We start from the raw sequence: 23,598 nt of genomic DNA, 5'->3' as shown, positions 1-23,598 counted from the left end.
GAAGGGGGGGGGCTGCACACTGCAGGTGATTTTAGGTGTGTAGCTGGCAGGCCGCTGTCCTCCAGATGAAGGGCGCTGGCGGCTCGGGTCCTGTTGTCTTCAAAGGACGACCATTGCGCCCCGCTTCGCAACGAAGCGCAGTGATCCGTCTACCGCCCCGTATTCGCCCGTATCCGGTTCACTTCCACCGGCGTGATTTCACTTGCCCTATTGCCCCATGACTGTCGGACATGCGTCAGCACCAGCGCCATGTCGGCGTCGTTCAGCACCAGCACGAAGGGCGGCATGCCAAAGGGGCGAGGGTTGCCGGCGGTGGCCGGGGCGTAGCCGCCATTCAGCACGATCTGCACCAGGTTCACGGCCTGGCTCATGGTCACGGCGCGGTTGCCTGCCAGCGCCGGGTAGGCATTGGCGATGCCTTCGCCCTTGGCACCGTGGCACTGGGCGCAGTGCTGTTCATAGAGTTTGGCGGCGCGTTCCACCGACTCGCCCTGCGTCTTGATGGTGGCCGGCTCGGGGGGCGTGGTGTGCGAGGGCGGCAGCTCTTTGAGGAACTGCGCCATCGCGCCGAGGTCGGCATCGCTCAAATACTGCGTGCTGCGCTGGACGACTTCAGCCATGGGGCCGGTGACCGAGGCGCGTGGTGAAACGCCGTTTTTCAGAAGGCTCACGATGTGTTGCCTGTCCCAGTCGCTCACACCCGCTTCATACGGCGAGGTCAGCGATGGCGCATACCAGTTCTGCATGGGAATCAGCCCGCCGGCCAGGTCCAGCCCAGCATCGCTGGCGCCCAGCGCATTGCGTGCGGTGTGGCAGGCTGCGCAGTGTCCCAGGCCCTTGACCAGGTAGGCGCCGCGATTCCAGTCGGCGCTGCGTGCGGTGTCCGGTTGGTACACACCGGGGCTGAAGTACAGGGCGCGCCACACCGCAAGCGCTGCCTGCGACTGGTAAGGAAAGCGCAGCGCATGGGATTGGTTGGGCTGCACCGCAGCGGGCATGCTACGCAGGTAGGCAAACAGCGCATCCGAGTCTTCGCGCGTGACCTGCGTGTAGCTGGTGTAGGGGAAGGCCGGGTAGAGCAGGCGGCCGTTTTTGGAGCGGCCGTTGTGCATGGCGCGCCAGAAATGGGCGGATGACCAGCTGCCGATGCCGGTTTTGTCGTCGGGCGTGAGGTTGGACGTGAACACTGTGCCAAACGGCGTAGCAATGCCGCGCCCGCCCGCATAGGCCTGGCCGCCTTGCACGGTGTGGCAGGTCTGGCAGTTGCCGGCGCGCGCCAGGTAGGCACCCCGGGCAATCAGACTGTCGCTGGGGGCCGCGTTAGCCACAGGCGCCTTCACGTCGACTTCGTCGCGTACATTCAGCGCCCATACCAGCAAAACCGCGGCAGCTGCCAGGGTGGAAAGGCCCACCGCCCATTTGAGGAGGGTTTTCATTTTTGCGTTTTCCTGGTGGGCAAAACCGGCACAGCGGGCATGTCTGCTGCGCTGCCGCAGGTGATGGCCACAGCGCCGGGTGTGAGCGCGGGCAGCGTGGTGGCTGGTTTGGTGCTCGCCGGCAGGGGCTGCGCCGCCACCCAGCTGGCGACGGCGTTGATGTCTGCCATGGTGAGTTTTTCCACCACATTTTTCATGCAGTCCGGCGCGTGCGCGCGGCGCTGGCCGGCCTTCCAGGCACCCAGCTGTGCATTGAGGTAGTCACGCGGCAGGCCCAGCAGGCCCGGAATGGCAGGCGCCACGCCGGTCATGGCCTGGCCGTGGCATTGCACGCAGGCCGGCAGCCGGCGCGCGGCGTCGCCCTGCATGACCAGCTGCTGTCCATGGCGCATGGCCTCGGGTGATGCGGCAGCGGGCAGGGGTGCGGGATAGGGGACTTCGAGTTGGGAGAAGTATTGCGCGATCTCCATCAGGTAGGTGTCGCTGAGCGGTTCGATCAGCTGCGTCATGAGGCCGTAGTGGCGGCGCCCGTCGCGAAAGTTCAGCAGCTGGTTGTACAGGTAGCCCGCCGGTTTTCCCGCCAGGCGCGGGTAGTAGCCGTCGGGTGCAGCCCGGCCCTGGGGGCCGTGGCAGGCCGTGCAGGCCATGGTGCGCTGCGCGATGGTGTCTTCAAACGGCGGCGGGGCTGCCTGGGCAGAGCCCGCCACGGCAAATATCAGGCCGGCCCACAACAGCCGCGTGGCCAGCACACGCTTGCAAAAGCGTAGGAAAAATCTAGGGTTCATGGGGCCATCATGCCGCACATGGGCGGCCGGTGTCAGCATCAGTTGCGCTCCCAAAAAACATATCAGATGAAAAACGGTGAAATTGACGGGACGCTGGGCGCGGTGGACCCGTTGCAAAAGTCCCTGGCGGGGGCCGCACGGCTGACGGCAGCCGGGCTTGCCGCCCTACCTGCGGGGGTCTTGCAGCGCGCGGACACAGGCCAGAAAATGGTCCCAGCTGGTCTGCACTTCCTTCACACGCACGCCTTTGTCCAGCACTGCACCGCAGGCTGCTTCAGCGCGCCGCACCACCTTGGTCAATGCGCTGCCCGGCAAGGGGGGAATCTGCGCGCGCAGCGCGTCGGCTTTCGCCCGCATCTGCATGATGGCGTCCCTGGCCAGCGTCTTGTTGCCGGCGCAGGCAATCATGCCGATCATTTCCGCCATTTCACCAAACGCCGGATCCAGGTGCCAGGCCGCGGCCGTGCCGAGCGCCAGTACCCACAGGCGCTTGTTGCGTACAGAAGGTGCGTCTGCCGGCGCGCCCTGCAAGCTGGCGCCGGTAGCCTCCACGGCATCCTGGGCCGTCGGGCCGGGTGGCGTGGTGCCGGTCGCTGGGTGGGTGGGCTTGTTCATGGCGCTTTGTCTTGTATAGACAAGGCTGGATTTTGCCTGAGTGCTCCAGGACCCGGCAGCTGCCTGCGGCCAAGACCCGCTTTTCTTAGGGGAAAAGTGCCTGAAACCGTTTATGGACAGGCGCAAGCAGCTATCAAAAATATAGCGAATTAACTGTTTAGCCAGTCTGCGATGTGCCGGCACACCCAGCCGGGATCGTCGTGCGGCAGGTCATGCCCGGCCCAAGGGTGTTCGTGGTACGCGGCCTGCCAGGCTTTCGCCAGGCGAGAGGTGCAGCGCGGGTTCACCAGGTGGTCGGCCGCCGAAGACAGCAGCAGGGTGGGGCAGGTCGGCGGCGCGGCAATGCTGAAAGCCGCTGCGGCCACCAGCTGGCGCCAGGCATTGGCGGCGCTGACGGGCGCGTTTCGGCGGATATCGGTCCATGCGGCAATGTCTTCATCGCGCGAGGCAGTGTTGTTGCAGGTCAGCCGATGGATGATGCGTTCGGCGCTGTCTGCATCGCCCCAGCGCAAAGCCAGCAAGGCCAGCGGCAGCCAGTTGGCCGGGCGCAGGCGTTCGGTCACCCGGCCGTGGGGACGCATGCTGGTGTTGACCAGCACCAGCCGCGAGACTTCGCCCGGGTACTGCAGCGCCCAGTCGGCCGCCACCATCGCGCCCAGTGACATCGCCACCAGCCGATAGGGAGGCTGCAGGCCGTGGGCCAATAGCTGTGCCCGTGCAAAGTCTGTCATGCCGCGCACCGAGCGCGGTGAGGTGCCGCGGTGAAAGACGCCGTTGCCAGGAAGGTCAAGCGCCACAGTCTGGCTTGCTTCGGCGGCAGGCAATGTTGCGGCAAGCTGCGGTGCAAAGTCGCCCCAGTGCCGCGCTTCGCGGGTCAGGCCCCTGAGCAACACCCAGGTCATGTCACAACACCCTGCGCGGGCGCCAGTGCGCTGCGGCAAGCCGTGCGAGCTGCACGCGCTGGTCGCCCGAAGGCAGCCAGCGCGGTGCGGAGAATGCGGCGCGTGTCAGGAAATCCAGCAGGTCTGCATGGCGGCGCAGTACACGCCGTGTGCGGTGGGCCTTGATGGGGTTGAAAATTCCATGGCGCGAAAACAGCTGGCGCGGGTTCTTGCGTATCCATAACCACGAGCCCAGCTCCAGCGTCATCGGCAAAAAGATGTTCTCCGCCGGGGCGCGATCATAGGCATGGTCCCAAAGGTCGCCGTGCAGCAGGTACTGGTTGCTTTGCGGCTCAAAGCTGTAGGCGTGGTGCGGGTGCGATTGCTCCAGCATGGTCCGCAGTGCAAACATCTCCGGCAGGTGCGGCATCAGCCGGCGCGTCCTGGCGTACGGAAACCACAGGCTGTCCTCAAAGCCGTAGCCCGAATGGCAGTCCAGTGCCAGACTGAAGGGCCGGCTGGCCAGTTGTTCCCGCACCACTTGCAATACGGCCGCGCTTTCCACTTCCATCGGCATGCCCGGCCTTCCGCAGTACCAGGGAAGCTGGGGGCTCACGGTTTGCCCGCCGGCCAGGAAAGGCACACGGGCGTCGGCCTTGTGGGGGGCGTTGCGCATCAGGTCCACGCCCTGGGGGTTGGCGCGCTTGTGCGCCCACATGCCGCCGGGATTCACGATGGGCATGAACACCAGCCGGATCTTTTCGAGTTGCCGGTGCAGCAGATCGTCCCACTCCAGGCGAAACAGCAACGCCCGCATGTAATGCAAAACCAGCTGCGTGCCGATGCGCTCCAGCCCATGGATGCCGCCGAAGAAGCCCACCGCGGGCGCCGCCGGATCGCGGGAGCCGATGCCCGCCACATACAGGGGAAAAGACGGGCCGGCAGTATGCGCTTCGGCCGCAACGGCCACATCAAAGTGCGCGCTGYCCGCCAGCAAGATCGTCTTGAGCTCTTCCATTTCCGCAAAGCTGGCCGCCGCATCCCGCGCCGGCGTGAGGCTGTAGGGGCTGTGAAGGCTGCGCGGGCTGTCGGCAGCGCTATTCAGTGGCGGAGGGAGCATCCGCCCATCCTTGCACAGTTGTTTGACAGGCGTGCTACAGCTTGTTGTTTTGCGGTGAAGGCCGGGAACCCGGCTGGCGCGGCTCGGCGCCAGCCCGCTGTGAAATGGCGGCAATCACCTGGTGCAGGGCCTTGTTCACCGGTTTGTCGTTGCGCACGATCAGGGCCAGCGTCCTTTGCAGCCGTGGGTACAACGGGTGGACCACGAGTTCGGCATGCTGCCCTGGGCCGGTGACCGCCATTGCGGGCAGGATGCTGCAGCCCAGGCCCGCTGCCACCATTTCCTTGATGGCTTCGACGCTGCCCAGTTCCATGATGGGTTTGGGGGCGTGGCCCGCATCCTGAAACCACTGGTCGATGATCACGCGGGTGTTGGCCGCCGGCTCGAACAGCACCAGCTCGCGCTTTGCCAGGACGGCCGGGGTGATCCTGGCGGGCATGGCGGCGTCACGCTTGGGTGCGATGGCCACAAACTCGTCGTTGAACAACGGTGTCACCGCCAGCGCGCGCCGTTTGACGGGCAGCGTGACCAGCGCCAGGTCCAGCATGTTGCCTTCCACCGCCTTGACGAAGTCGGCCGTGTTGCCCGTGCTGACCACCACGCTCAGATTGGGAAACCGCAGCCTCAATGAGCGCAGGATTTGCGGCAGGAAATAAAGGCAGGCTGTGGCGCCAATGCCCAGTGTGATGCGGCCAGCCACATTCGAGGAGTGGGAAGCCATGGCGGCCATGACGCCGTCTACGGCGGTGTTGACATGCTGGATTTCTTCCATCAGGTCAAGCCCTGCGGGTGTGGGCGTTGCGCGGCGCGCCACGCGTTCAATCAGGCGCACGCCCAGCTTCTGCTCCAGCTGCCTGATTTGCAGGCTGACGGCGGGCTGTGAAAGGCCCAGCCTTTCGGCCGCACCGGAAAAGCTCCCGGTTTCAACGATGAGGGCGTAGGTGCGCAGGTGGTCCAGGTTGAGCATGCAAAGAAATTCTAATCAATCTGATAAGTTTTGATATATTTACTTATGCATGCCGTTGCGCAACCATAGCGGCATGCACCTCACACCCATACCCCATGCCACGCGCCCCGGCCCTTCCTCCGGAACTTGCGATTCCCTGGTGATCGGTCCCTGTGCCGAAAGCCATATGGAGGCAATCCAGGCGATATACGCGCACTACGTGGCCACCAACCTGGCGACGTTTGAGCTGGAGCCGCCCAGCGTCGCGCAGATGTTGTCGCGCCGCGCCGACATCCTGCAGGGCGGCTACCCCTACCTGGTGGCGCACCGCAACGCAGAGGTGGTGGGGTACGCCTATGGCAGTGCCTATCGTTCGCGGCCGGCCTATCGCCATACGGTGGAAGACTCGATTTACGTCGCGCCAGGCATGCGCCAGGCCGGCATTGGCAGCGCCTTGCTGCGTGAGCTGATCCGCCAGTGCGAGCAGCGCGGTTTCCGGCAAATGGTGGGCGTGGTCGGCAACAGCGCCAACACGGGCTCGCTCAGGGTGCACGAGGCGCTGGGTTTTACCCGTGTCGGCACGCTGGGCTGTGTCGGCTACAAGTTCGGCCAGTGGGTGGACACGGTGCTGATGCAGCGCGCGCTCGGCGACGGCGCCGCGTCGCCCGGGGCTTTGCCCGTGGGTCTACGGCAGATACCGGCAGTTCAGTCCCCCGGCTCGATCACCACATCCGACAGTGGGTACGCGACACAGGGCAGGATGTAGCCCGTCTGCTTTTCCTCGGCGCTCAGGCCCGGCCATTCGATGCGGTAAGCTACCTGCCCGCTGGCCAGCCGGCGGATGCAGGTGCGGCAGGTGCCGTTTCTGCACGAACTGTCCATCGCCACGCCGGCCTGGAGCGCCGATTGCAGGATCGGCAGGGACGGCGAGGCGCTGAAATGCACCCCTTCCGGGTTCAGCTGGACGCTGAACAGAACCGCATTCGCCGGATCGCCAGGGTGGGCCGGGTCGTCCATCGCTGCTTCGGGTACGGGTAGCTGCCTGCGCCGGCGTCTGCGTTAACCGCGCAGGCGTTCCAGCAGCAGCACGGTCATCAGGGACAGCAACAACTGCTGCTCTTCGCGTTCATTGACGGGGGCCATCCGCTCGGCGGTGAACCGGCCCTCAAACAGGGCGGGCTGCTTGGTGAGCTCGGCCACCAGGGTGCCGTCGGGCCTCGTCACCTGGTAGGCGGGATGGAACAGGTAGCCCGAAAACATGCCGATCACCGGAATCTGGCTGAAGAGGCCGTCAAGAAAACGCGTCATCACGCTTTTTTCATTGATGCTGAAGTGGGTGACGCCGTTGTCCTGCACATCAAAACCGGCTCTCCACATGGAGCGCATGCCGCGACGCTTGATGCCGCCCAGCGCCGCGCCCTGGGTATCGGTGAAGTGATAAAGCGCCGAAAAATCGATAATCCGGTCCGCCTTGATCTGGTAGAGCTGCCGGTCCTGTTTTTCATCGGTGAAAACCGTGATGGCTTCCTTGAGCTTGAAGAGTTTTTGTTTGACATACGCCACCGGCTGGCTATGCGCGTCCTTGACCAGAAATTGCGGTGCAAAGGCGATGAGTTTGAAGGACATTTGCAGGGGAAACTGAATACCTTGGGCCATGATGTGCAAGCGCTTGTAAGTGTTAGGGTGCGACGAATGTACCCGACGCCCAAGTCACTTGCCGGGCATTCATCCTGCCGCCGACCGCCGTGAAGCGAATGTATTGCCGGGTAGGGGGCGATTTGGGCGACAATTCTGCTCCCCCGATCATTTCCCGCACCGATTCACAAGCGATTTTTTTCATGTCCAGCTATTCCGTCCGTCCCGCTACGCCCCGTGATGCCAAAACCATTGCCGAAATTCATGTCGCCACCTGGCAGGCCACTTATAAAGACCTCATGCCCGAGGACTACCTCGGCAAGATCACGGTGGAAAAACGCCTGCCTTACTGGCGCGAAGCCATTGAATTCAGCGAGCCGCAACTGCTGGTGGCCACGGACGGAGATGAGATCGTGGGCTTTGTCGGCTTTGACCGTTCCCGCGATGCCGGCACCAAATCCACGGTGGGTGAAATCTGGGCGCTGTATGTGCTGCCGGAACATTGGGGCAAGGGCGCAGGCCTGGCCCTGTGGGACGGCGCGCGTGAGGGCCTGAAAGAAGAGGGTTGCACGCAGGTCACGTTGTGGGTGCTGTTGCGCAATGAGCGTGCGCTGCGCTTTTATGAACACGCGGCGGGGTTCAAGCGCGAGATGCCATCGCTCAAGACGGTGGCTTTTGGCAGTGCCAAGCTGGAAGAGATCCGGCTCAAGCGGGTGGTTGATTGAGGGCTGGATTTTTGAACTGATTCTGTTTGGGCCGGTTCGTATTCCGGCGTTGTGCTTTCTGCTGAGAGCTGCTGGCCGGGGGTAGCCCGGCGGCTACTCACTTTTCTTTTGCTTCGCCAAAAGAAAAGTAAGCAAAAGAAAAGGCGACCCTGCTGTCTGCGTCCCTACGCTTCGCTACGGGCAACCTGCGGTGCTCGGTTCAGGCGGGGTCTCGCTCGAACTCGCCTTCGGCTCAGACAATCGCGATCCCTGATCCGCCTGAACCTGCGCTCCTCGGCGCATACAGAAGGGCTAATCGGGAGCGGGGACTGAAGACAAATACCAACTCCAATACCGACAAGGACACGCCATGGCGTGTCCTTGTTTCTTCAGGTATTCGTATTCCTTCCCCACCCCCTTGTGGATGCGCCGAGGAGCGGAGGTCCAGACGGATCAGGGCAAAAACTTGTTTGAGCGAAGCGAGTTGTTTTTGACCCCGGCTGGACCGAGCACCACAGGTTGCCCGTAGCGAAGCGTAGGGACGCAGGAACCAGGGTCGCCTTTTCTTTGGTGACTTTCTTTTGGCGAAGCAAAAGAAAGTTACTTGCATGCCGGGCAACCCCCGGCCAGCAGAACTCAGCAAAAAGCACAACGACAGAAAAAACCAGGCCTTAAGAGCGCCATCTCACGACGGCACATTCACCACCCGCTCATCGTCATCAGGAATCAGCGGCATCCCTTCGTCGGGCTCGACCGGCAACTCCAGTGCGTCGTCTTCATCCAGACCTTCCTCGGGTGGGCCGTTACGCGGCTGGCCGTTGTCGGTTGCGCCGGTTCTGAGGGCGGGTCGTCCAATTCTGGGCATTGTGCTTCTCCTTGGAGTTTCGAAAACGTTAGAAGGGCGTTTATCAACGGTGCCTGGCCTGGATGCCTTTGGCTTGTGAGTTCAGGACGATGATGCGGGCAACCGCGACAGGGGCTGCCAAGCCAAGCGGCCTTTTTCCTGTCAGTGTGGGCCGACAACCGCGCGGCACGCACAACACTCTCTTGTCCTACATGCAGCGTATCCGGCTGCGCACAGTCTGCATGCCTGCCACCGCTTAATGTCGGCAGACACCTCTGGATGACGAACCATATACCCGTCATCGCCGGGACACAAATAGATCGCAGAGGTATTTTGCGGAATTTTTTTGAAAGAAGCATCATGGACAAAACCACAGCCTCCACCGGTACGGCTTCCGGTACTGACAACCCCCTGCAGCGCGGCGTCGAGTCTGCCGGCGCAGCGCTCCACAGCGGTATTGACAAGGTGGCTGAGCCGGCCCGCAGTGCGGTAGACCGCGCTTCTTCCGCCGCGCACGAAGGCGTCGACAAGCTGGCCGGCGGTGCCAGCAGCGTGGCTGACCGTTTTGCCGACCAGACCCGCAGGGTGACTGAAGCACCAGGCCGGGCCATTGAGGCCTCGAAATCATGGGTGCAGGAAAGGCCCCTGGAGGCCGTCGGTGCCGCCCTTGCCTTGGGCTTTATCCTGGGACGGCTCACGGCACGCTGAATACCTGGCACATAAATGCCCGTTCAAAGCCGCCCGCGAGGCGGCTTTTTGTTGCGCTGGATTTGGGTACAGTAGGTCTCCCCTTCGGTGCGATCACAACGCATAACAGCAGCACCGGACTCCTGCCAGGCCCCGGCACCGCCACGGCCAGGCTTTGCAAGCTTTGCTCACCCCCTTCGGCCTTGCGCCGGCACACGGAACCTACATATGGCCAGCAGCCTCCTTGCATTGATCGACGATATCGCCACCATCCTTGATGATGTGGCGCTGCTTTCCAAGGTGGCTGCCAAAAAAACTGCCGGCGTGCTGGGTGATGACCTCGCCCTCAACGCCCAGCAGGTTTCAGGTGTCAAGGCAGACCGGGAGCTGCCGGTGGTCTGGGCTGTGGCCAAAGGTTCTTTTGTCAACAAGGCCATCCTGGTACCGGCCGCGCTGGCCATCAGCGCGTTCATACCGTGGGCCGTCACGCCGCTGCTGATGGTGGGCGGTGCATTTCTTTGTTACGAGGGGTTTGAGAAACTCGCGCATAAATTCATGCACAGCGCAGACGAACAGGCGGCCGAGCATGAAGCACTGACCGCCGCACTGACCAACCCCGACGTAGACGTGCTGGCGCTTGAAAAAGACAAGATCAAGGGAGCGGTCCGCACCGACTTCATCCTGTCCGCTGAAATCATCGCGATCACGCTGGGCACCGTGCAGGCCAGTCCCTTCGTGACGCAGGTGGCTGTTCTTGGCGGTATCGCCCTTCTGATGACGGTGGGGGTTTATGGCCTGGTGGCAGGCATCGTGAAGCTGGACGATGGCGGGCTTTACCTTAGCCAGCGTGAAGGAGGCGGCGCCCTGGGCCGCTTTCAGCGCGGCGCAGGCCGCGCCATCCTGCTGACCGCTCCCTGGCTCATGAAAGGCCTTTCCGTGGCGGGCACCATCGCGATGTTCCTGGTGGGGGGCGGCATTCTGACACACGGCTTTGCGCCGTTGCATCACGCGATCGAGCTGCTCGCACAAAAAGCGTCGGCCATTGGCGGAGCAGGTGCCTTGCTGGCCGCGCTCACACCGCTGTTGATGGACGCACTCACAGGCTTGATCGCCGGTGCGCTGGTGTTGTTCGCCGCCATGCTGGTCAAGCGCGTCCTGGCGCGCCGCTGACACAGAAGAGAAGAGAGTGCATGGAGAATCCGGCAGTCAGTCGCCGGACTTTCCTGGCTTGGCCGGCTTTTCCGGTTCCTCGTGGCGGCCTTCAGTCTTGCCGGCGGGCTGGTCGTCCGGCACCGGAAATGGCCAGCGGCCTTTTTCACGGGGTGGTGCGGGCATGGCTGCTTCCCGCGCCCGCTGCTCCAGTGCCTTTCGGCTCTCGGTATCGGGCGCGGCAACTTTGGGTCTTGGCATGGGTGGTCTTTCGCAGGGAAGAAAGGCAGTGTATGAAAGCAGGCGCGCAAAACGCCGGACAGCCACTGACCTTACTCCCCTGGGATGTCCTGTGGTGTAGTCTGCGGATGACGCCAGTTGTAGGAAGCTGGGGACGCCGGGAAATGCCGATGCATTCGGTGTAGCGGCTGTCGCGTCGTCTGCCGCGTTTATTGCGGCAAGCTGCTCTTGCGCTGTATCAGGTCGTGTTTGGCGAACAGGTCGGCGATCCAGTCGACAAACACACGCACCTTGTTGCTCAGGTGGCGGTTGGGTGGGTACACCACATGAATGGGCTTGGCCTCGGAGCACCAGCCGTTGAACAGGGGCTCCAGCGCACCGCTGCTGATGTGGTGCTGAACCAGGAAGGTGAGCGTCTGCAGTATACCCAGGCCCGCCAGCGCCGCTGCCACACCCGCATTCGAGTCATTGACCGACAGCTGGTGGTGTCCGCCGATCTCCACCACCTCGCCGTCTTTTTGCAGGTTGACGGTGTAAAGCTTGCCGTCGCGCGGCGAAAAATAGCGGATCAGCTTGTGCGCCTGCAGCTCGCGCGGGTGCTGTGGCACGCCGTGGCGCTTGAGGTAGGCGGGCGAAGCGCAGGACATCAAATAGAACTCGCCGATGCGGCGCGCCACCAGCGACTGGTCGGTGATCTGCCCGCCGCGGATCACGCAGTCGACATTTTCTGCAAGGATGTCGATCGGCCGGTCGCTTACGCCAAGCTCCAGCTGGATGTCGGGGTAGCGCGCATAAAAATCGGGCAGGGCCGGAATCACCACCGCAAGGCCCAGTGAAGAGGGAATATCCACCTTGAGCCGGCCACGCGGGCTGGCCTTGGCGCGCGACATGCTCGACTCAAGCTCTTCCATTTCGCCCAGAAGGCGGCCGGCGCGCTCGTAGTAAGCCGCACCGTCGGCCGTCACGGTGACTTTGCGCGTGGTGCGGTTGAGCAGCTTGGTGTCCAGTGACTGCTCCAGCGTCTGGATCAGGCGCGTCACCGTGGGCTTGGGCATACCCATGGAATCTGCCGCTTTGGTAAACGTGCCGGCCTCCACAACCCGTACAAAGGCCTGCATTGCGGAAAATTTATCCATAAAAGAGTCCTGTTCTGGTGAGGGCCGTCAGCGCGTGCCTTGCCTGGCGGGCTGGCGCTGCAAGAGGATATGGGGCGGATAACGGGGGCGGTAATAAAAAGAATGGCTGCCGGGGAAGAGGGTCATTTGCCGACAGGGGCTCATCGGCAAAACGGCGAGGGGCGATTGTGACCAGCCCAGCCGGTTCAGGTGCGGGGCGCGAAATAGCCCTGAGAATTTTCCGGGATTGCCCGCTCCCGATTGACCTTGCCCCACAGGGAAGGATGAAACTCCGCGCTCGGATGTTCATGGGAGCTTTCATGGGGGACCGTGATTTTCAGAGGAGAAGCCTGCTTGCTACCCCTCATTGTTGCACTGGTGAAATAAAGTATAAACAAAACGGCTATTTATTAAGCGGGTTGTCGCGCGTATCTTCTGCTGCATTGCAACAAAGAGGAGCCGCGTGCGGCTCGCCATGATGAACAGCCCACAGCCCGTCCCCGCAGGCGCCGACAAAAACCCCCCTCCCTGGGTGGAAAAACAGATCCAGCTGGCACTGAAAAAGCCGCTGGACGTGCGCTTTTACGGCCGCCGCAGCGGCACGGGCGTTTCACCCCTGGTGGTGCATTTCCATGCCGGCGCGTTTGTAGGCGGGTCCCTGGAAGGCGGTTCCTGCGTAGCCGGGTTGCTGGCCCAAGCCGGCGCAGTGGTGATGTCGCTGGACTATCCGCTGGCGCCAGAGCACCCTTTCCCCAATGCTGTCGAAATAGGTTATGCCGCGCTGGTCTGGGCCGCCAAGGCCCGCCACAAGCTGGTCGGCGTCGGTGCGCCGGTTTTTGTGGCCGGCGAAGAGGCCGGTGGCAATATCGCTGCCGCCGTGGCGCTGATGGCGCGTGACCAGCATGAGCCTGCCCTGGCGGGGCAGATCCTGATGTCGCCCATGCTGGACCCATGCCTTGCGACCGCTTCGCTGCGCGACGCCGAAGCCGGGCCCGTGGGCTGCACCTGGGCCGACGGCTGGCACAAATACCTGCCCCGGGCCGAAGACGCAAGCCACCCTTACGCTGCACCCGGTGCGGCATTCCGCCTGGCAGGCCTTGCACCAACGTTGCTTATCACCGCGCAGGACGACCCGCTGCGCGACGAAACGCTGGCCTACGCCGCACGGTTGCGCGCCGCAGGCCTGGTTGCGCACGAGACCGTGTTGCCGGTGCCGACCGGTTGGCCCTGTAGCTATCTGCAGCCTTGCGACCACAAGGCTGCGTGGGGCCCTGTCCTGCATGAGCAGTACACCCGTTTTTTCGCTGATGCGCTGGCCGCGCATGCGACCCATTCCTGAGTTTCACAGTTCCTTTTTTCCTTTTTCTTTTGAGGGGTTTCACCATGACATCGATTCATCTGCACAACAACAAGCGCCGTTTGCTGGCAACCGTCGTGGCCGTTCTGGCATTGACGGGCGTGACGGCCGTCATCTTCGGCGTTTCGGGCACGCGTGCCCAGTCCGCTGCGTCCGGCGAGCCGCAGGCCACGCCGGTCTCTGTGGCCACCGTCGTGCAAAGCGACGTGTCTGCCTGGGACGAGTTTTCAGGCCGGCTGGAAGCGGTCGAGCGCGTGGATATCCGCTCGCGCGTGGCCGGCACCATCCAGGCCGTGCACTTCCGCGAAGGCGCACTCGTCAAAAAGGGTGACCTGCTGCTGACGATTGACCCGGCGCCATATGCCGCCGAAGTGGCGCGCGCCGAAGCCCAGGTGGCCGCGGCGCAGGCCCGCGTGACACAGGCCAAGGGCGAACACGAGCGCTCACAGCGCTTGTGGGGCGAGCAGGCCATTTCAAAGCGCGAATTTGATGAGCGCACCAACGGCAAGGGTGAAGCCGACGCCAACCTGCGCGCCGCGCAGGCAGCCCTGCAAACGGCGCAGCTGAGCCTGGGCTATTCGCAGGTCCGCGCCCCGGTGGCCGGCCGCGTCGGCAAGCTCGAAGTGACGGTGGGCAACCTGGTCGCAGCAGGACCGGGCGCACCCGTGCTGACCACACTGGTGTCCGTGAGCCCGATTTATGCGAGCTTCGACGCCGACGAGCAGGTCGTGGTCAAGGCCCTCAAGGACGTGCAGGGCGCCAACGCCGGTATCGCGGGCGGCCGCAACCTGGACCGCATTCCGGTGCAGATGGGCACCGCCGCCAGCGCCGACACGCCGTTTGAAGGCAAGCTGCAGCTGGTCGACAACCAGGTGGACGCCCGAAGCGGCACCGTGCGTGCGCGCGCCGTGTTCGACAACAAGGACGGCCAGCTGATTCCCGGCCAGTTCGCGCGCATCCGCATGGGCCAGGCCACCAAAGGCAAGGCATTGCTGATCAACGAGCGCGCCGTCGGCACCGACCAGAACAAGAAGTTTGTGCTCGTGGTCGGCGCCGACAACAAGGCGATGTACCGCGAAGTCACGCTGGGCGCTTCCGTCGATGGCCTGCGTGTCGTCAAAAGCGGCCTGGCCGCCAATGAACGCATTGTGGTCAACGGCCTGCAGCGCATCCGCCCCGGCGCGCTGATCACACCGCAGCCGGTCGAGATGACCGCCAAGTCGGAACTCACCGAAAAAGCCGTGAAGGTCGCGGCCAAGTCCTGAGCCCGCCTTGACACCTGAACCAGAAGAATTGCCATGAATCTTTCCAAATTTTTTATTGACCGGCCGATCTTTGCCGGCGTGCTGTCGCTGCTGATGTTCATTGCCGGACTGATCGCGCTGCGCTCGCTGCCGATCGCCGAATACCCGGACGTTGTGCCGCCCACGGTGGTGGTGCGCGCCAACTACCCCGGCGCCAACCCCAAAGTGATTGCCGAGACCGTCGCCACTCCGCTCGAGGAATCCATCAACGGCGTGGACGGCATGCTCTACATGAGCAGCCAGGCCACCACCGACGGCCTGATGACGCTGAACGTCACCTTCAAGCTCGGCACCGACCCCGACAAGGCCCAGCAACTGGTGCAAAACCGTGTCTCGCAAGCCGAGCCGCGCCTGCCGGAAGAAGTGCGCCGCCTGGGCATTACCACCATCAAGAGCTCACCCGACCTCACGATGGTGGTGCACTTGCTGTCGCCCAACGACCGCTACGACATGACCTACCTGCGCAATTACGCGGTGCTCAATGTCAAGGACCGCCTGGCGCGCATCAACGGCGTGGGCCAGGTGCAGCTGTTCGGCTCGGGCGACTATTCGATGCGCGTCTGGCTTGACCCGCAAAAAGTCGCTGAGCGCGGTTTGTCTGCCGGCGACGTGGTGCGCGCCATCCGCGAGCAGAACATCCAGGCTGCGGCCGGCGTCGTGGGCGCTTCCCCGGGCCTGCCCGGCGTGGACATGCAGTTGTCCATCAATGCCCAGGGCCGCCTGCAAAGCGAAGAAGAGTTCGGCGACATCATCGTCAAGACCGACAAGGGCGGCGCCGTGACGCGCCTGCGCGATATTTCCCGCCTGGAGCTCGGTGCGTCGGACTACGCCCTGCGTTCGCTGCTGGACAACAAACAGGCTGTGGCCGTGCCGGTGTTTGCCGCACCGGGCTCCAACGCCATCCAGATCTCCGACGATGTGCAGGCCGTGATGAAGGACCTGAAAAAGAGCATGCCCGAAGGCGTGGACTACGAAATCGTCTACGACACCACGCAGTTTGTGCGCTCGTCCATCGAGGCCGTGGTACATACGCTGCTCGAAGCCGTGGCCCTGGTGGTGCTGGTCGTGATCATCTTCCTGCAGACATGGCGCGCTTCCATCATTCCGCTGCTGGCCGTGCCTATTTCTGTCATCGGCACGTTTGCGGTGATGCACCTGTTCGGTTTTTCGATCAACGCGCTCAGCCTCTTCGGGCTGGTGCTGGCCATCGGCATTGTGGTGGACGACGCCATCGTGGTGGTGGAGAACGTCGAACGCAACATCGAGGCGGGCCTGAGTCCGCGCGACGCCACCTACCGCGCCATGCGGGAGGTGTCCGGGCCCATCATCGCGATTGCCCTGGTGCTGATCGCCGTGTTTGTGCCGCTGGCTTTCATCACCGGCCTCTCGGGACAGTTCTACAAGCAGTTCGCGCTGACCATCGCGATCTCTACAGTGATCTCGGCCGTCAATTCGCTGACCCTGTCGCCGGCACTTGCCGCCTTGCTGCTCAAGAGCCATGACGCACCGAAAGACGCGCTGACCCGCGGCATGGACAAGGTGTTCGGCCGCTTCTTCGCAGGCTTTAACCGCCTGTTCAGCCGCGGTTCCGAAAACTACAGCCGCGGTGTCAAGGGTGCGATTTCGCGCAAGGCCATCATGCTGGGTGTCTACCTGGTGCTGGTGCTCGCCACGGCGGGCCTCTTCAAGGCAGTGCCCAGCGGTTTTGTGCCTGGGCAGGACAAGCAATACCTGATCGGTTTTGCCCAGTTGCCCGACGGCGCCACGTTGGACCGCACCGAGGACGTGATCCGCAAGATCAGCGACATCGCCATGAAACAACCCGGCGTGGAACACGCGATTGCTTTCCCCGGCCTGTCGATCAACGGCTTTACCAACAGCTCCAACTCGGGCATCGTGTTTCTCTCGCTCAAGCCCTTCGACGAGCGCAGGAGTGCAGACCTGAGCGCCGGCGCCATCGCTGGCCAGCTGAACGGAAAATTCGGCGGTATCCAGGAGGCGTTCATTGCGATGTTCCCGCCGCCGCCCGTGCAGGGACTGGGCACCACCGGCGGCTTCAAGCTGCAGCTGGAAGACCGCGGCTCGCTCGGTTATGCCGCGCTGGACGCCGCCACCAAGGCCTTCATGGCCAAGGCGTACCAGACACCTGAGCTGGCGGGCATGTTCTCCAGCTTCCAGGTCAATGTGCCGCAGCTGTATGCCGACATCGACCGCACCAAGGCGCGCCAGCTCGGCGTGCCGGTGACTGACGTGTTCGACACCATGCAGATTTACCTGGGCAGCCTGTACGCCAATGACTTCAACAAGTTCGGCCGCACATATTCCGTGCGGGTGCAGGCTGATGCACCTTACCGCGCCCGCGCTGAAGACATCGGCCTCTTGAAGGTGCGATCGGCCACCGGCGAAATGGTGCCGCTGTCGGCGCTGATGAAAGTCACGCCGAGCTTTGGCCCTGAACGCGCCATGCGCTACAACGGCTTCCTCTCGGCCGACATCAACGGCGGCGCCGCGCCCGGTTATTCGTCGGGCCAGGCGCAGGATGCGGTCGCCCGCATCGCGGCTGAAACCCTGCCACCCGGCATCAGCTACGAGTGGACGGACCTCACGTACCAGGAAATCATTGCCGGCAATTCGGCCATGTGGGTGTTCCCGCTGGCGCTGCTGCTGGTCTTCCTGGTGCTCGCTGCGCAGTACGAAAGCCTGACGTTGCCGATCGCCATCGTGCTGATCGTTCCCATGGGCCTGCTGGCCGCCATGCTGGGCGTGAAGCTGACCGGCGGCGACAACAACATCTTCACGCAGATCGGCTTGATCGTGCTGGTGGGGTTGTCGGCGAAGAACGCGATTTTGATCGTGGAGTTTGCGCGCGAGCTGGAGTTTGCCGGGCGCACGCCGCTGCAGGCCGCGATTGAAGCGAGCCGCCTGCGTTTGCGCCCCATCCTGATGACCTCGCTGGCGTTCATCATGGGCGTGCTGCCCCTGGTGTTGTCCTCCGGTGCCGGTGCCGAAATGCGCCATGCCATGGGTGTGGCGGTGTTCTCGGGAATGATTGGTGTGACGGCTTTCGGCCTCTTCCTCACGCCGGTGTTCTACGTCACGCTGCGCCGCCTCACGGGCAACCGTCCGCTCAAGCTGCATGGCGAAGTGCCGCACGTCGAGGCCTTCGCGGGCAGTGGTGGTGCAGGTGCGCACGCGCAGCCGGCAGCGCCCCTCAAGCTTCACGAATAACAACAAGCATCAAAGGTACAGGAGTTCATCATGAACCACACAACGTCCAAACTGCGCACCGCGCTGCTGCCTTTGCTGGCCGCCCTGGTGCTGGCCGGCTGCGCCACCAGCGCGTCGGTTGACCCGGCGAGCATTCCGGCTGCGCCTTCCGCCTACAAGGAAAACGCTGCCGCCGTCGCGGCGGCGCCTGCAGCAACCGCTCCGCAATCACAAGGCACCTGGTGGAAGGCGTTTGCCGACCCGGTACTCGACCAGCTGGTCGAGCAGGCCGGCGCCAACAACAACAGTGTCAAGGTGGCCGCGGGGCGGCTGGCCCAGGCGCGCGCCATCCTGCGCAACACCGATGCCGACCGCCTGCCGCAAGTCGGTTTGAGCGGCGGCGCCGTGCGCCAGAGCAACATCACCACCAACCGCGTCGCGCAGACCACGGTGACGGCGGCGGCCAACTTTTCGTATGAAGTTGATTTGATCGGCAAGCTGTCGCTGAACTCTGACGCCGCATCGCTGGATGCGAAATCGCGCGAAGCCTTGCTGCGCAGCACCCAGCTGCTGGTGCAGGCCGATGTGGCGCAAACCTACCTCAACCTGCGCGCGCTCGACACCGAACGCACGCTGGTGCGTGACACACTGCAGGCTTACCGCAACACGCTGCGCCTGACGGAAGTGCGCTTCAAGGAGGGCGACGTGGCCGAGCTCGACGTGGCCCGTGTGCGCACCGAGGTCGCCTCAACCGAGTCCGATGCACTGGCGCTCGACCAGCGCCGCGCCGTGCTGGAGCATGCCCTGGCTGTGCTGGTGGGCGAGGTGGCGTCGAACTTTGCCGTCGCGCCCACCGAGTGGTCGACCGCGCTGCCGGTCATCCCGGCCGGTGTGCCCAGCACCGTGCTGGAACGCAGGCCCGATGTGTCTGCCGCGCAAAGCACCATGCAGGCCGCGCAGGCCCGCGTTGGTGTCGCCCAGGCTGCGTGGTTCCCGACCTTTTCGCTGACGGGCAACGCAGGTTATGCCGCGCCCGAGATCAAGGACCTGTTCAAGGTTTCGACCCAGGCCTGGGGCGTGGGTGCTTTGCTCTCGCTGCCGATCTTTGACGGCGGACGCCGCAAGGCCGGCGTGCAGAACGCGAATGCTGAACTCGACATCGCCTTGGCCAACTACCGTGAACAGATCCTCGTCGCCTTCAAGGACGTGGAAGACCAGCTCTCGGCCCTGCGCCTGCTGGCCGAGCAATCGGAAGCGCAGTCGCGTTCCGTCGCTTCGGCCACACGCGCCACGGTGCTGTCGGATTCACGCTACCGCAATGGCTTTGTCAGCCAGCTTGAACTGTTGGACGCGCAACGCAGCGAACTGCGCAACCGCCGCCAAGCGCTGCAGGTCAAGACCGCGCAGTACCTGGCAACGGTGGGTCTGATTCGGGCGCTGGGTGGCGGCTGGAGCACTTGAACACCCCTGTTGAGGCTCACTTCGTGTAGCCTCCTCTCCCCTTGCAGGGGACGGCGCCTGCGGCCTGGCGGAGCCAGTTCCGCGGCTCCTGCTGGTGAGGAGGGAAGCGCTCTCTGCCGGTTGTTGCTATCTAATTGATAGCTGGTGGCGCAGGTTCCTATTGGGCTGGAGGCCTGAATCGGTCCTGAAAATGACCTGAAAAGTGCTCTGAACGCTGTTTTGGAGCCTTTTGATCACCCAAAATAGCCTGTAGACCTTCAAAAAGGCCTTTTTTGAGTGCCAAAAGTGGCTGTGGCGCAATCAGGACATGCGCGAGCAGCTATTAAATTGATAGTGATTAGGCAGCGCTTGCAGCCGCTGGGGCTGGCCATCTGTTAAAACACTTGGCTTCCTTCTTTGTTCTTCTTTGTGTCTGCCCCCTGATGCCCGCTTCACCTGCTGTTCCTGTCACTTCTTCCGTTGCCTCTTCTCCTGAGCCCGCCACCATCCACTGGACGGAGGGCGGCGAGGCGCGTTCTGCGCGCTGGCGTTCCGAGCGCGGCGCGCCGCCGCCCAAGCGTGTGGTGATCGCTGACGACACCCTCGCGGCCGACGCTGCTTACCGCCTGGCCTGTGAAGGCACGGGCCTGCTCTGGCGTGGCGACTTCCAGAATGCCCGGCTACTGCTGCAGGCGCTGGCCCGCCGCGTCGACAAACCGGCCAAACCCAAGCGCGAGAAACGCGTGAAGGACCAGAAAGCCGGAGAGGCCAGCGCCCCCGTTGAAGCCGCCGCGCCGGTGTTCCCGGAAGCGTTTCACCTGCACCGCCAGGCGCAGGCGCAGCGTGCCCGCGTGCTGGGCATGGTGCTGATTCCGTTTGACGCGGACTACAGCATCCCCTTGCGCCGCGCACCGGATGCAAAAAAAGCCTGCGCCGAAGCCTGGGGACCATCCAGGGATGGCGCAGTGCCCTCCGTCGCATCGCTGCGCGAGCTGATGGGTTTCATCAGCTCGCACGAATGGCGCCGCAAGGGCGTGCCCATTCCCGCGCTGGGTGAAGACGGCCCGCACAACCGCATCCATCCGCACTACGGTGTTTTCTCGCCGGTGCGCGGTGAATACATCGACCTGGTGGCCCAGGCACCCGTGCCTGAAGGCACCGATGACCTGACCGGTTTTGACATCGGCACCGGCACCGGCGTGCTGGCTGCCGTGCTGGCGCTGCGCAGCGGCATCCAGCGCGTGGTGGCCACCGACCAGGACCCGCGTGCGCTGGCTTGCGCGCGCGACAACCTCAAGCGCCTGGGCTTTCCGCAAGTCGAGGTGCGCGAGGCCAACCTGTTCCCCGAAGGCAAGGCGCACATCATCGTCTGCAACCCGCCGTGGTTGCCCGCGCGTCCCGGCTCGCCGCTGGAGCATGCTGTGTATGACGAAGACAGCCGCATGCTGCTGGGTTTCCTCAACGGCCTGGCGACGCACCTGGAGCCCAAAGGCGAGGGCTGGCTGATCCTGTCGGATATTGCCGAGCACCTGGGCCTGCGCACGCGCGCGTGGCTCCTGGCGGCGATCGATGCGGCGGGCCTCAAGGTGGTGGACCGGCTGGATGCGCAGCCGCATCACCCCAAAGCCTCGGACGCCAGCGATGCGCTGCATGCGGCGCGCGCGGCGGAAGTCACATCGTTGTGGCGATTGGCCGCCAAATAAAAGCCAGGTGCGATGAAGGCTGAAGCACGCGCCACCGTCCTGCTGGCCCCGATGGAAGGCCTGCTGGACTTCGTACTGCGCGACATCCTCACGCGGGTCGGCGGCATTGACCGCTGCGTTTCTGAATTCATCCGCATCACCGACCAGCTGTTGCCCGAGCGTGTGTTTTATCGCATCGTGCCCGAGCTGCACCATGGCGGCCGCACGCTGGCCGGCGTGCCGGTGCGTGCGCAGTTGCTGGGCTCCGACCCGGGTTGCATGGCCGAGAATGCCGCGCGGCTCGCAAGCCTTGGCCCGGCAGGCATTGACCTGAACTTTGGTTGCCCTGCTGCGGTGGTCAATCGCCACGGCGGTGGCGCATCGCTGCTGCGCGAGCCCGAAACCCTGACGGCCGTCGTCGGCGCGGTACGACGGGCGGTGCCGGCCGGCATGCCCGTTTCGGCCAAGATGCGGCTGGGCTACGAAGACGATGCGCGTGCCGTGGAATGTGCGCTCGCCATCGAAGCCGGCGGCGCCGGCGAGCTGGTCGTACACGCCCGCACCAAAGCCCAGGCCTACAGGCCGCCGGCTTACTGGGAGCGCATTGCCGACATCCGCGCAGCAGTCAGGATTCCGGTGGTGGCCAATGGCGAGATCTGGACAGTGGAAGATGCGCGGCGCTGCCGCGAAGCTTCAGGTTGCGACGTGCTGATGATCGGCCGCGGCGCGGTGCGCGACCCGGGCCTGGGGCTGGCGATCAAGGCCGACTTGGCCGGTGAGCACCATGCCGCCGTAAGCTGGCCCACGCTGCTGCCGCTGATTGCCGAGTTCTGGCACATCGTCTGCTCGCGGCTTGAGACGCGTGCGAGAGCGGGGCGCCTCAAGCAGTGGCTGAATTTTTTGCGGCGGCGTTTTCCGGAGGCGGAGGTCGCCTACCAGGCGATCAAGACGGTGAATGATCCGGTGTTGGTGGAGGCGTGGCTGGTGCAGGCATCAAACAGCAACTCTTAAATGGTTTTTTGTTCGACTCGCATTTAGGCTTCGTTTGATTGGAAGGTGCCAGAGTTCCGGCTGATACATATTGTTGGGGATGGCATCTTTAGCTGTCATCCGATAGTTCGCCGCTCCTTTGATGTAGCAGTAAATTCATATTCTTCGGATTTATTGGTTTTATTGGAGTGAGTAACAGGATGATCTTTGTACATCACGCTCTGAGCACGCGTAAGAAAGGGAGTAGACATGGACGCTATTGATTATTCCGACCCCGCAAGTCCATTTAACTTTCCTCTGAATGAATGCTATGTCGCATTTGGCGATGAAAGTATTAATGAACACGGTGCGTTCTACGGATTGGTGCTTATTCCAGAAACTAATGTCGCGAAAACTGAGCGGAGTATTGGGCAGATAAAAATGCGTTATGGAGGTCAGCCTGAACCCCCTATTCATTGCAGTCAATTTTTTTCTCCTGCGGGTCGGTCCAGAACTGAATGGAAAGAACTATCGAACACTGATGCGATTAATTTATGCGCAGACATACTGAAGGCTGTTGCTGAAAGCTCGGCAAAATATCTGATTTCGCATATCCCGGCAGGGGGCTACCCGAAGCGAGTGAGACTTGTCGGAAAGAATGGACATGCAGATTCCGTTCAGGACGTGAATGAACGGTGGATAACGCTACAAGCTTTTCTTGCTGTTGCTTTGTATTTGGATCCGGCAGATATACGAGTCCCAGCCGATCCGGTCACGACCCCGAGTTTTCTAAAAAGAAATATGCCGAATTGGCGAGTACATGCGAGGAGAGTAGATCGAGGATTAAGAGTTAGAAAAATATTTTTGGACAGAGAGCAAGCAAAAATTCGATGGTTCTCAAAAATGCCTAAATGGTCCGTGTTAGCCAAAGATTTGGTTATTGAGGGTCCTATGGGTTCTTCCCATCTACCCATAGAGGTCGCGGGTGATTCAAAACATGCTCTTTTAGAAGTGGCAGATCTATTTGTATATGCCGCTACTAAAAAGGTTCTCGGTGATCTACCGCTGCGTTACGACTTTCCCGCTCGCGACTTAATAGTGCATAAAAGCTCATTCCCCGAAGAGGTGATCTTTGGCGGGGAACAGGAGCCGGCTTTGGCTAAAGATCCAGAAATTGAAATTGCAGTAAGTGGAAAATGCGTCAGATTTTCTGTTTCTTCAAATAGAGATAGCAACTTGCTCCAACTAACGTTGGTTACGGAAAGTGGAAAGACAGCAGTCATTGACTTCAACGGTGACTTCATCACTAGCTTTCAGAATAAAGTGAATATGGCCATTGATACCAATCCGGGCTTGGCCGCTTGGGGCGGAACTAAAAATTCCACAACGGATGCAAAAATCTGAAGACGAGGCTTCGGGATATTGATTCAAGTCGTAATGGCAATCTAATAGGACGAATATGTTCTTTTAGTTGTGATCACT

The 23,598-nt window shown here is 62.7% G+C and carries 22 protein-coding genes; 11 read left to right on the top strand and 11 right to left on the bottom strand.

Annotated elements, in window-relative coordinates; all coding sequences use genetic code 11:
* Positions 1 to 149 precede the first annotated feature (149 nt).
* The 6 genes from AC1DZE_RS14730 to AC1DZE_RS14705 all read right to left on the bottom strand — a co-directional run bounded on the left by AC1DZE_RS14730 (position 150) and on the right by AC1DZE_RS14705 (position 5,804).
* On the bottom strand, positions 150 to 1,436 hold the full coding sequence (locus AC1DZE_RS14730; protein WP_477671472.1) for a c-type cytochrome: 1,287 nt from the start codon (positions 1,434 to 1,436) through the stop codon (positions 150 to 152).
* Positions 1,433 to 2,221, bottom strand: a complete 789-nt coding sequence (locus tag AC1DZE_RS14725; RefSeq protein WP_477700238.1) for a c-type cytochrome — start codon at positions 2,219 to 2,221, stop codon at positions 1,433 to 1,435. The genes AC1DZE_RS14730 and AC1DZE_RS14725 overlap by 4 nt, the downstream gene beginning before the upstream one ends.
* 165 nt (positions 2,222 to 2,386) lie before the next feature.
* Positions 2,387 to 2,836 (bottom strand): hypothetical protein, encoded by a 450-nt coding sequence (locus AC1DZE_RS14720; RefSeq protein WP_477671474.1) that lies wholly within the window; start codon positions 2,834 to 2,836, stop codon positions 2,387 to 2,389.
* A 149-nt stretch (positions 2,837 to 2,985) separates the two neighbouring features.
* Complete coding sequence (locus AC1DZE_RS14715) at positions 2,986 to 3,738, bottom strand: alpha/beta fold hydrolase (RefSeq protein WP_477700237.1); 753 nt, start codon at positions 3,736 to 3,738, stop codon at positions 2,986 to 2,988.
* A gap of 1 nt (position 3,739) precedes the next feature.
* Positions 3,740 to 4,837 carry a M14 family zinc carboxypeptidase gene (locus AC1DZE_RS14710; RefSeq protein WP_477700236.1) on the bottom strand — a complete coding sequence of 366 codons (1,098 nt, stop codon included), beginning with the start codon at positions 4,835 to 4,837 and terminating at the stop codon, positions 3,740 to 3,742.
* A gap of 34 nt (positions 4,838 to 4,871) precedes the next feature.
* A complete protein-coding gene (locus AC1DZE_RS14705) occupies positions 4,872 to 5,804 on the bottom strand; it encodes a LysR family transcriptional regulator (protein WP_477700235.1) in 933 nt (310 codons plus the stop codon).
* Between the two features lie 73 nt (positions 5,805 to 5,877).
* Between AC1DZE_RS14705 and AC1DZE_RS14700 the strand changes: the two genes are divergently transcribed.
* Complete coding sequence (locus AC1DZE_RS14700) at positions 5,878 to 6,549, top strand: N-acetyltransferase family protein (protein ID WP_477671478.1); 672 nt, start codon at positions 5,878 to 5,880, stop codon at positions 6,547 to 6,549.
* Here AC1DZE_RS14700 and AC1DZE_RS14695 read toward each other — a convergent pair.
* Positions 6,489 to 6,800, bottom strand: a complete 312-nt coding sequence (locus AC1DZE_RS14695) for a 2Fe-2S iron-sulfur cluster-binding protein (protein WP_477672774.1) — start codon at positions 6,798 to 6,800, stop codon at positions 6,489 to 6,491. The two genes, AC1DZE_RS14700 and AC1DZE_RS14695, sit on opposite strands and share 61 nt — an antisense overlap.
* Positions 6,801 to 6,842: 42 nt before the next feature.
* Positions 6,843 to 7,439: an LURP-one-related family protein gene (locus tag AC1DZE_RS14690; protein ID WP_457279198.1), complete on the bottom strand. Its 597-nt coding sequence runs from the start codon at positions 7,437 to 7,439 to the stop codon at positions 6,843 to 6,845.
* A 182-nt stretch (positions 7,440 to 7,621) separates the two neighbouring features.
* On the opposite strand from AC1DZE_RS14690, the gene AC1DZE_RS14685 reads away from it, so the two are divergent.
* Positions 7,622 to 8,143 (top strand): N-acetyltransferase family protein, encoded by a 522-nt coding sequence (locus AC1DZE_RS14685; protein WP_477672773.1) that lies wholly within the window; start codon positions 7,622 to 7,624, stop codon positions 8,141 to 8,143.
* A 664-nt stretch (positions 8,144 to 8,807) separates the two neighbouring features.
* Here AC1DZE_RS14685 and AC1DZE_RS14680 read toward each other — a convergent pair.
* Complete coding sequence (locus AC1DZE_RS14680) at positions 8,808 to 8,987, bottom strand: hypothetical protein (RefSeq protein WP_457279196.1); 180 nt, start codon at positions 8,985 to 8,987, stop codon at positions 8,808 to 8,810.
* Positions 8,988 to 9,326: 339 nt separating this feature from the next.
* Here AC1DZE_RS14680 and AC1DZE_RS14675 point away from each other — a divergent pair, with 339 nt between their 5' ends.
* Both AC1DZE_RS14675 and AC1DZE_RS14670 read left to right on the top strand, forming a co-directional pair.
* Positions 9,327 to 9,674, top strand: a complete 348-nt coding sequence (locus AC1DZE_RS14675) for an ElaB/YgaM/YqjD family protein (RefSeq protein ID WP_477671482.1) — start codon at positions 9,327 to 9,329, stop codon at positions 9,672 to 9,674.
* 207 nt (positions 9,675 to 9,881) lie between these two features.
* Entirely contained in the window at positions 9,882 to 10,823 is a 942-nt protein-coding gene (locus tag AC1DZE_RS14670) for a DUF808 domain-containing protein (protein WP_477672772.1), read from the top strand.
* 36 nt (positions 10,824 to 10,859) lie between these two features.
* Here AC1DZE_RS14670 and AC1DZE_RS14665 read toward each other — a convergent pair whose 3' ends face one another.
* Entirely contained in the window at positions 10,860 to 11,063 is a 204-nt protein-coding gene (locus AC1DZE_RS14665; protein ID WP_477671484.1) for a hypothetical protein, read from the bottom strand.
* A gap of 188 nt (positions 11,064 to 11,251) precedes the next feature.
* Positions 11,252 to 12,178: a LysR family transcriptional regulator gene (locus AC1DZE_RS14660; protein ID WP_457279192.1), complete on the bottom strand. Its 927-nt coding sequence runs from the start codon at positions 12,176 to 12,178 to the stop codon at positions 11,252 to 11,254.
* Positions 12,179 to 12,635: 457 nt separating this feature from the next.
* On the opposite strand from AC1DZE_RS14660, the gene AC1DZE_RS14655 reads away from it, so the two are divergent.
* The 7 genes from AC1DZE_RS14655 to AC1DZE_RS14625 all read left to right on the top strand — a co-directional run bounded on the left by AC1DZE_RS14655 (position 12,636) and on the right by AC1DZE_RS14625 (position 23,520).
* The gene (locus AC1DZE_RS14655; protein WP_477671622.1) at positions 12,636 to 13,496 is read left to right on the top strand and encodes an alpha/beta hydrolase; all 861 of its coding nucleotides are present in this window, start codon (positions 12,636 to 12,638) and stop codon (positions 13,494 to 13,496) included.
* A 44-nt stretch (positions 13,497 to 13,540) separates the two neighbouring features.
* Positions 13,541 to 14,779, top strand: a complete 1,239-nt coding sequence (locus AC1DZE_RS14650; protein WP_477700234.1) for an efflux RND transporter periplasmic adaptor subunit — start codon at positions 13,541 to 13,543, stop codon at positions 14,777 to 14,779.
* Between the two features lie 33 nt (positions 14,780 to 14,812).
* Positions 14,813 to 18,046, top strand: coding sequence for an efflux RND transporter permease subunit (locus AC1DZE_RS14645; protein ID WP_477700233.1), 3,234 nt, complete (start codon positions 14,813 to 14,815; stop codon positions 18,044 to 18,046).
* Positions 18,047 to 18,076: 30 nt separating this feature from the next.
* Positions 18,077 to 19,486 (top strand): efflux transporter outer membrane subunit, encoded by a 1,410-nt coding sequence (locus AC1DZE_RS14640; RefSeq protein WP_477700232.1) that lies wholly within the window; start codon positions 18,077 to 18,079, stop codon positions 19,484 to 19,486.
* A 422-nt stretch (positions 19,487 to 19,908) separates the two neighbouring features.
* Positions 19,909 to 21,168, top strand: a complete 1,260-nt coding sequence (locus tag AC1DZE_RS14635) for a methyltransferase (protein ID WP_477673030.1) — start codon at positions 19,909 to 19,911, stop codon at positions 21,166 to 21,168.
* 12 nt (positions 21,169 to 21,180) lie between these two features.
* Positions 21,181 to 22,158: a tRNA dihydrouridine synthase gene (locus tag AC1DZE_RS14630; protein ID WP_477673029.1), complete on the top strand. Its 978-nt coding sequence runs from the start codon at positions 21,181 to 21,183 to the stop codon at positions 22,156 to 22,158.
* A 228-nt stretch (positions 22,159 to 22,386) separates the two neighbouring features.
* Positions 22,387 to 23,520 carry a hypothetical protein gene (locus AC1DZE_RS14625; RefSeq protein WP_477674211.1) on the top strand — a complete coding sequence of 378 codons (1,134 nt, stop codon included), beginning with the start codon at positions 22,387 to 22,389 and terminating at the stop codon, positions 23,518 to 23,520.
* The last annotated feature ends 78 nt before the right edge of the window (positions 23,521 to 23,598 follow it).

The organism is Polaromonas sp. P1_F1, assembly GCF_056405795.1.
This window is presented reverse-complemented; position numbering and strand designations above follow the sequence as displayed.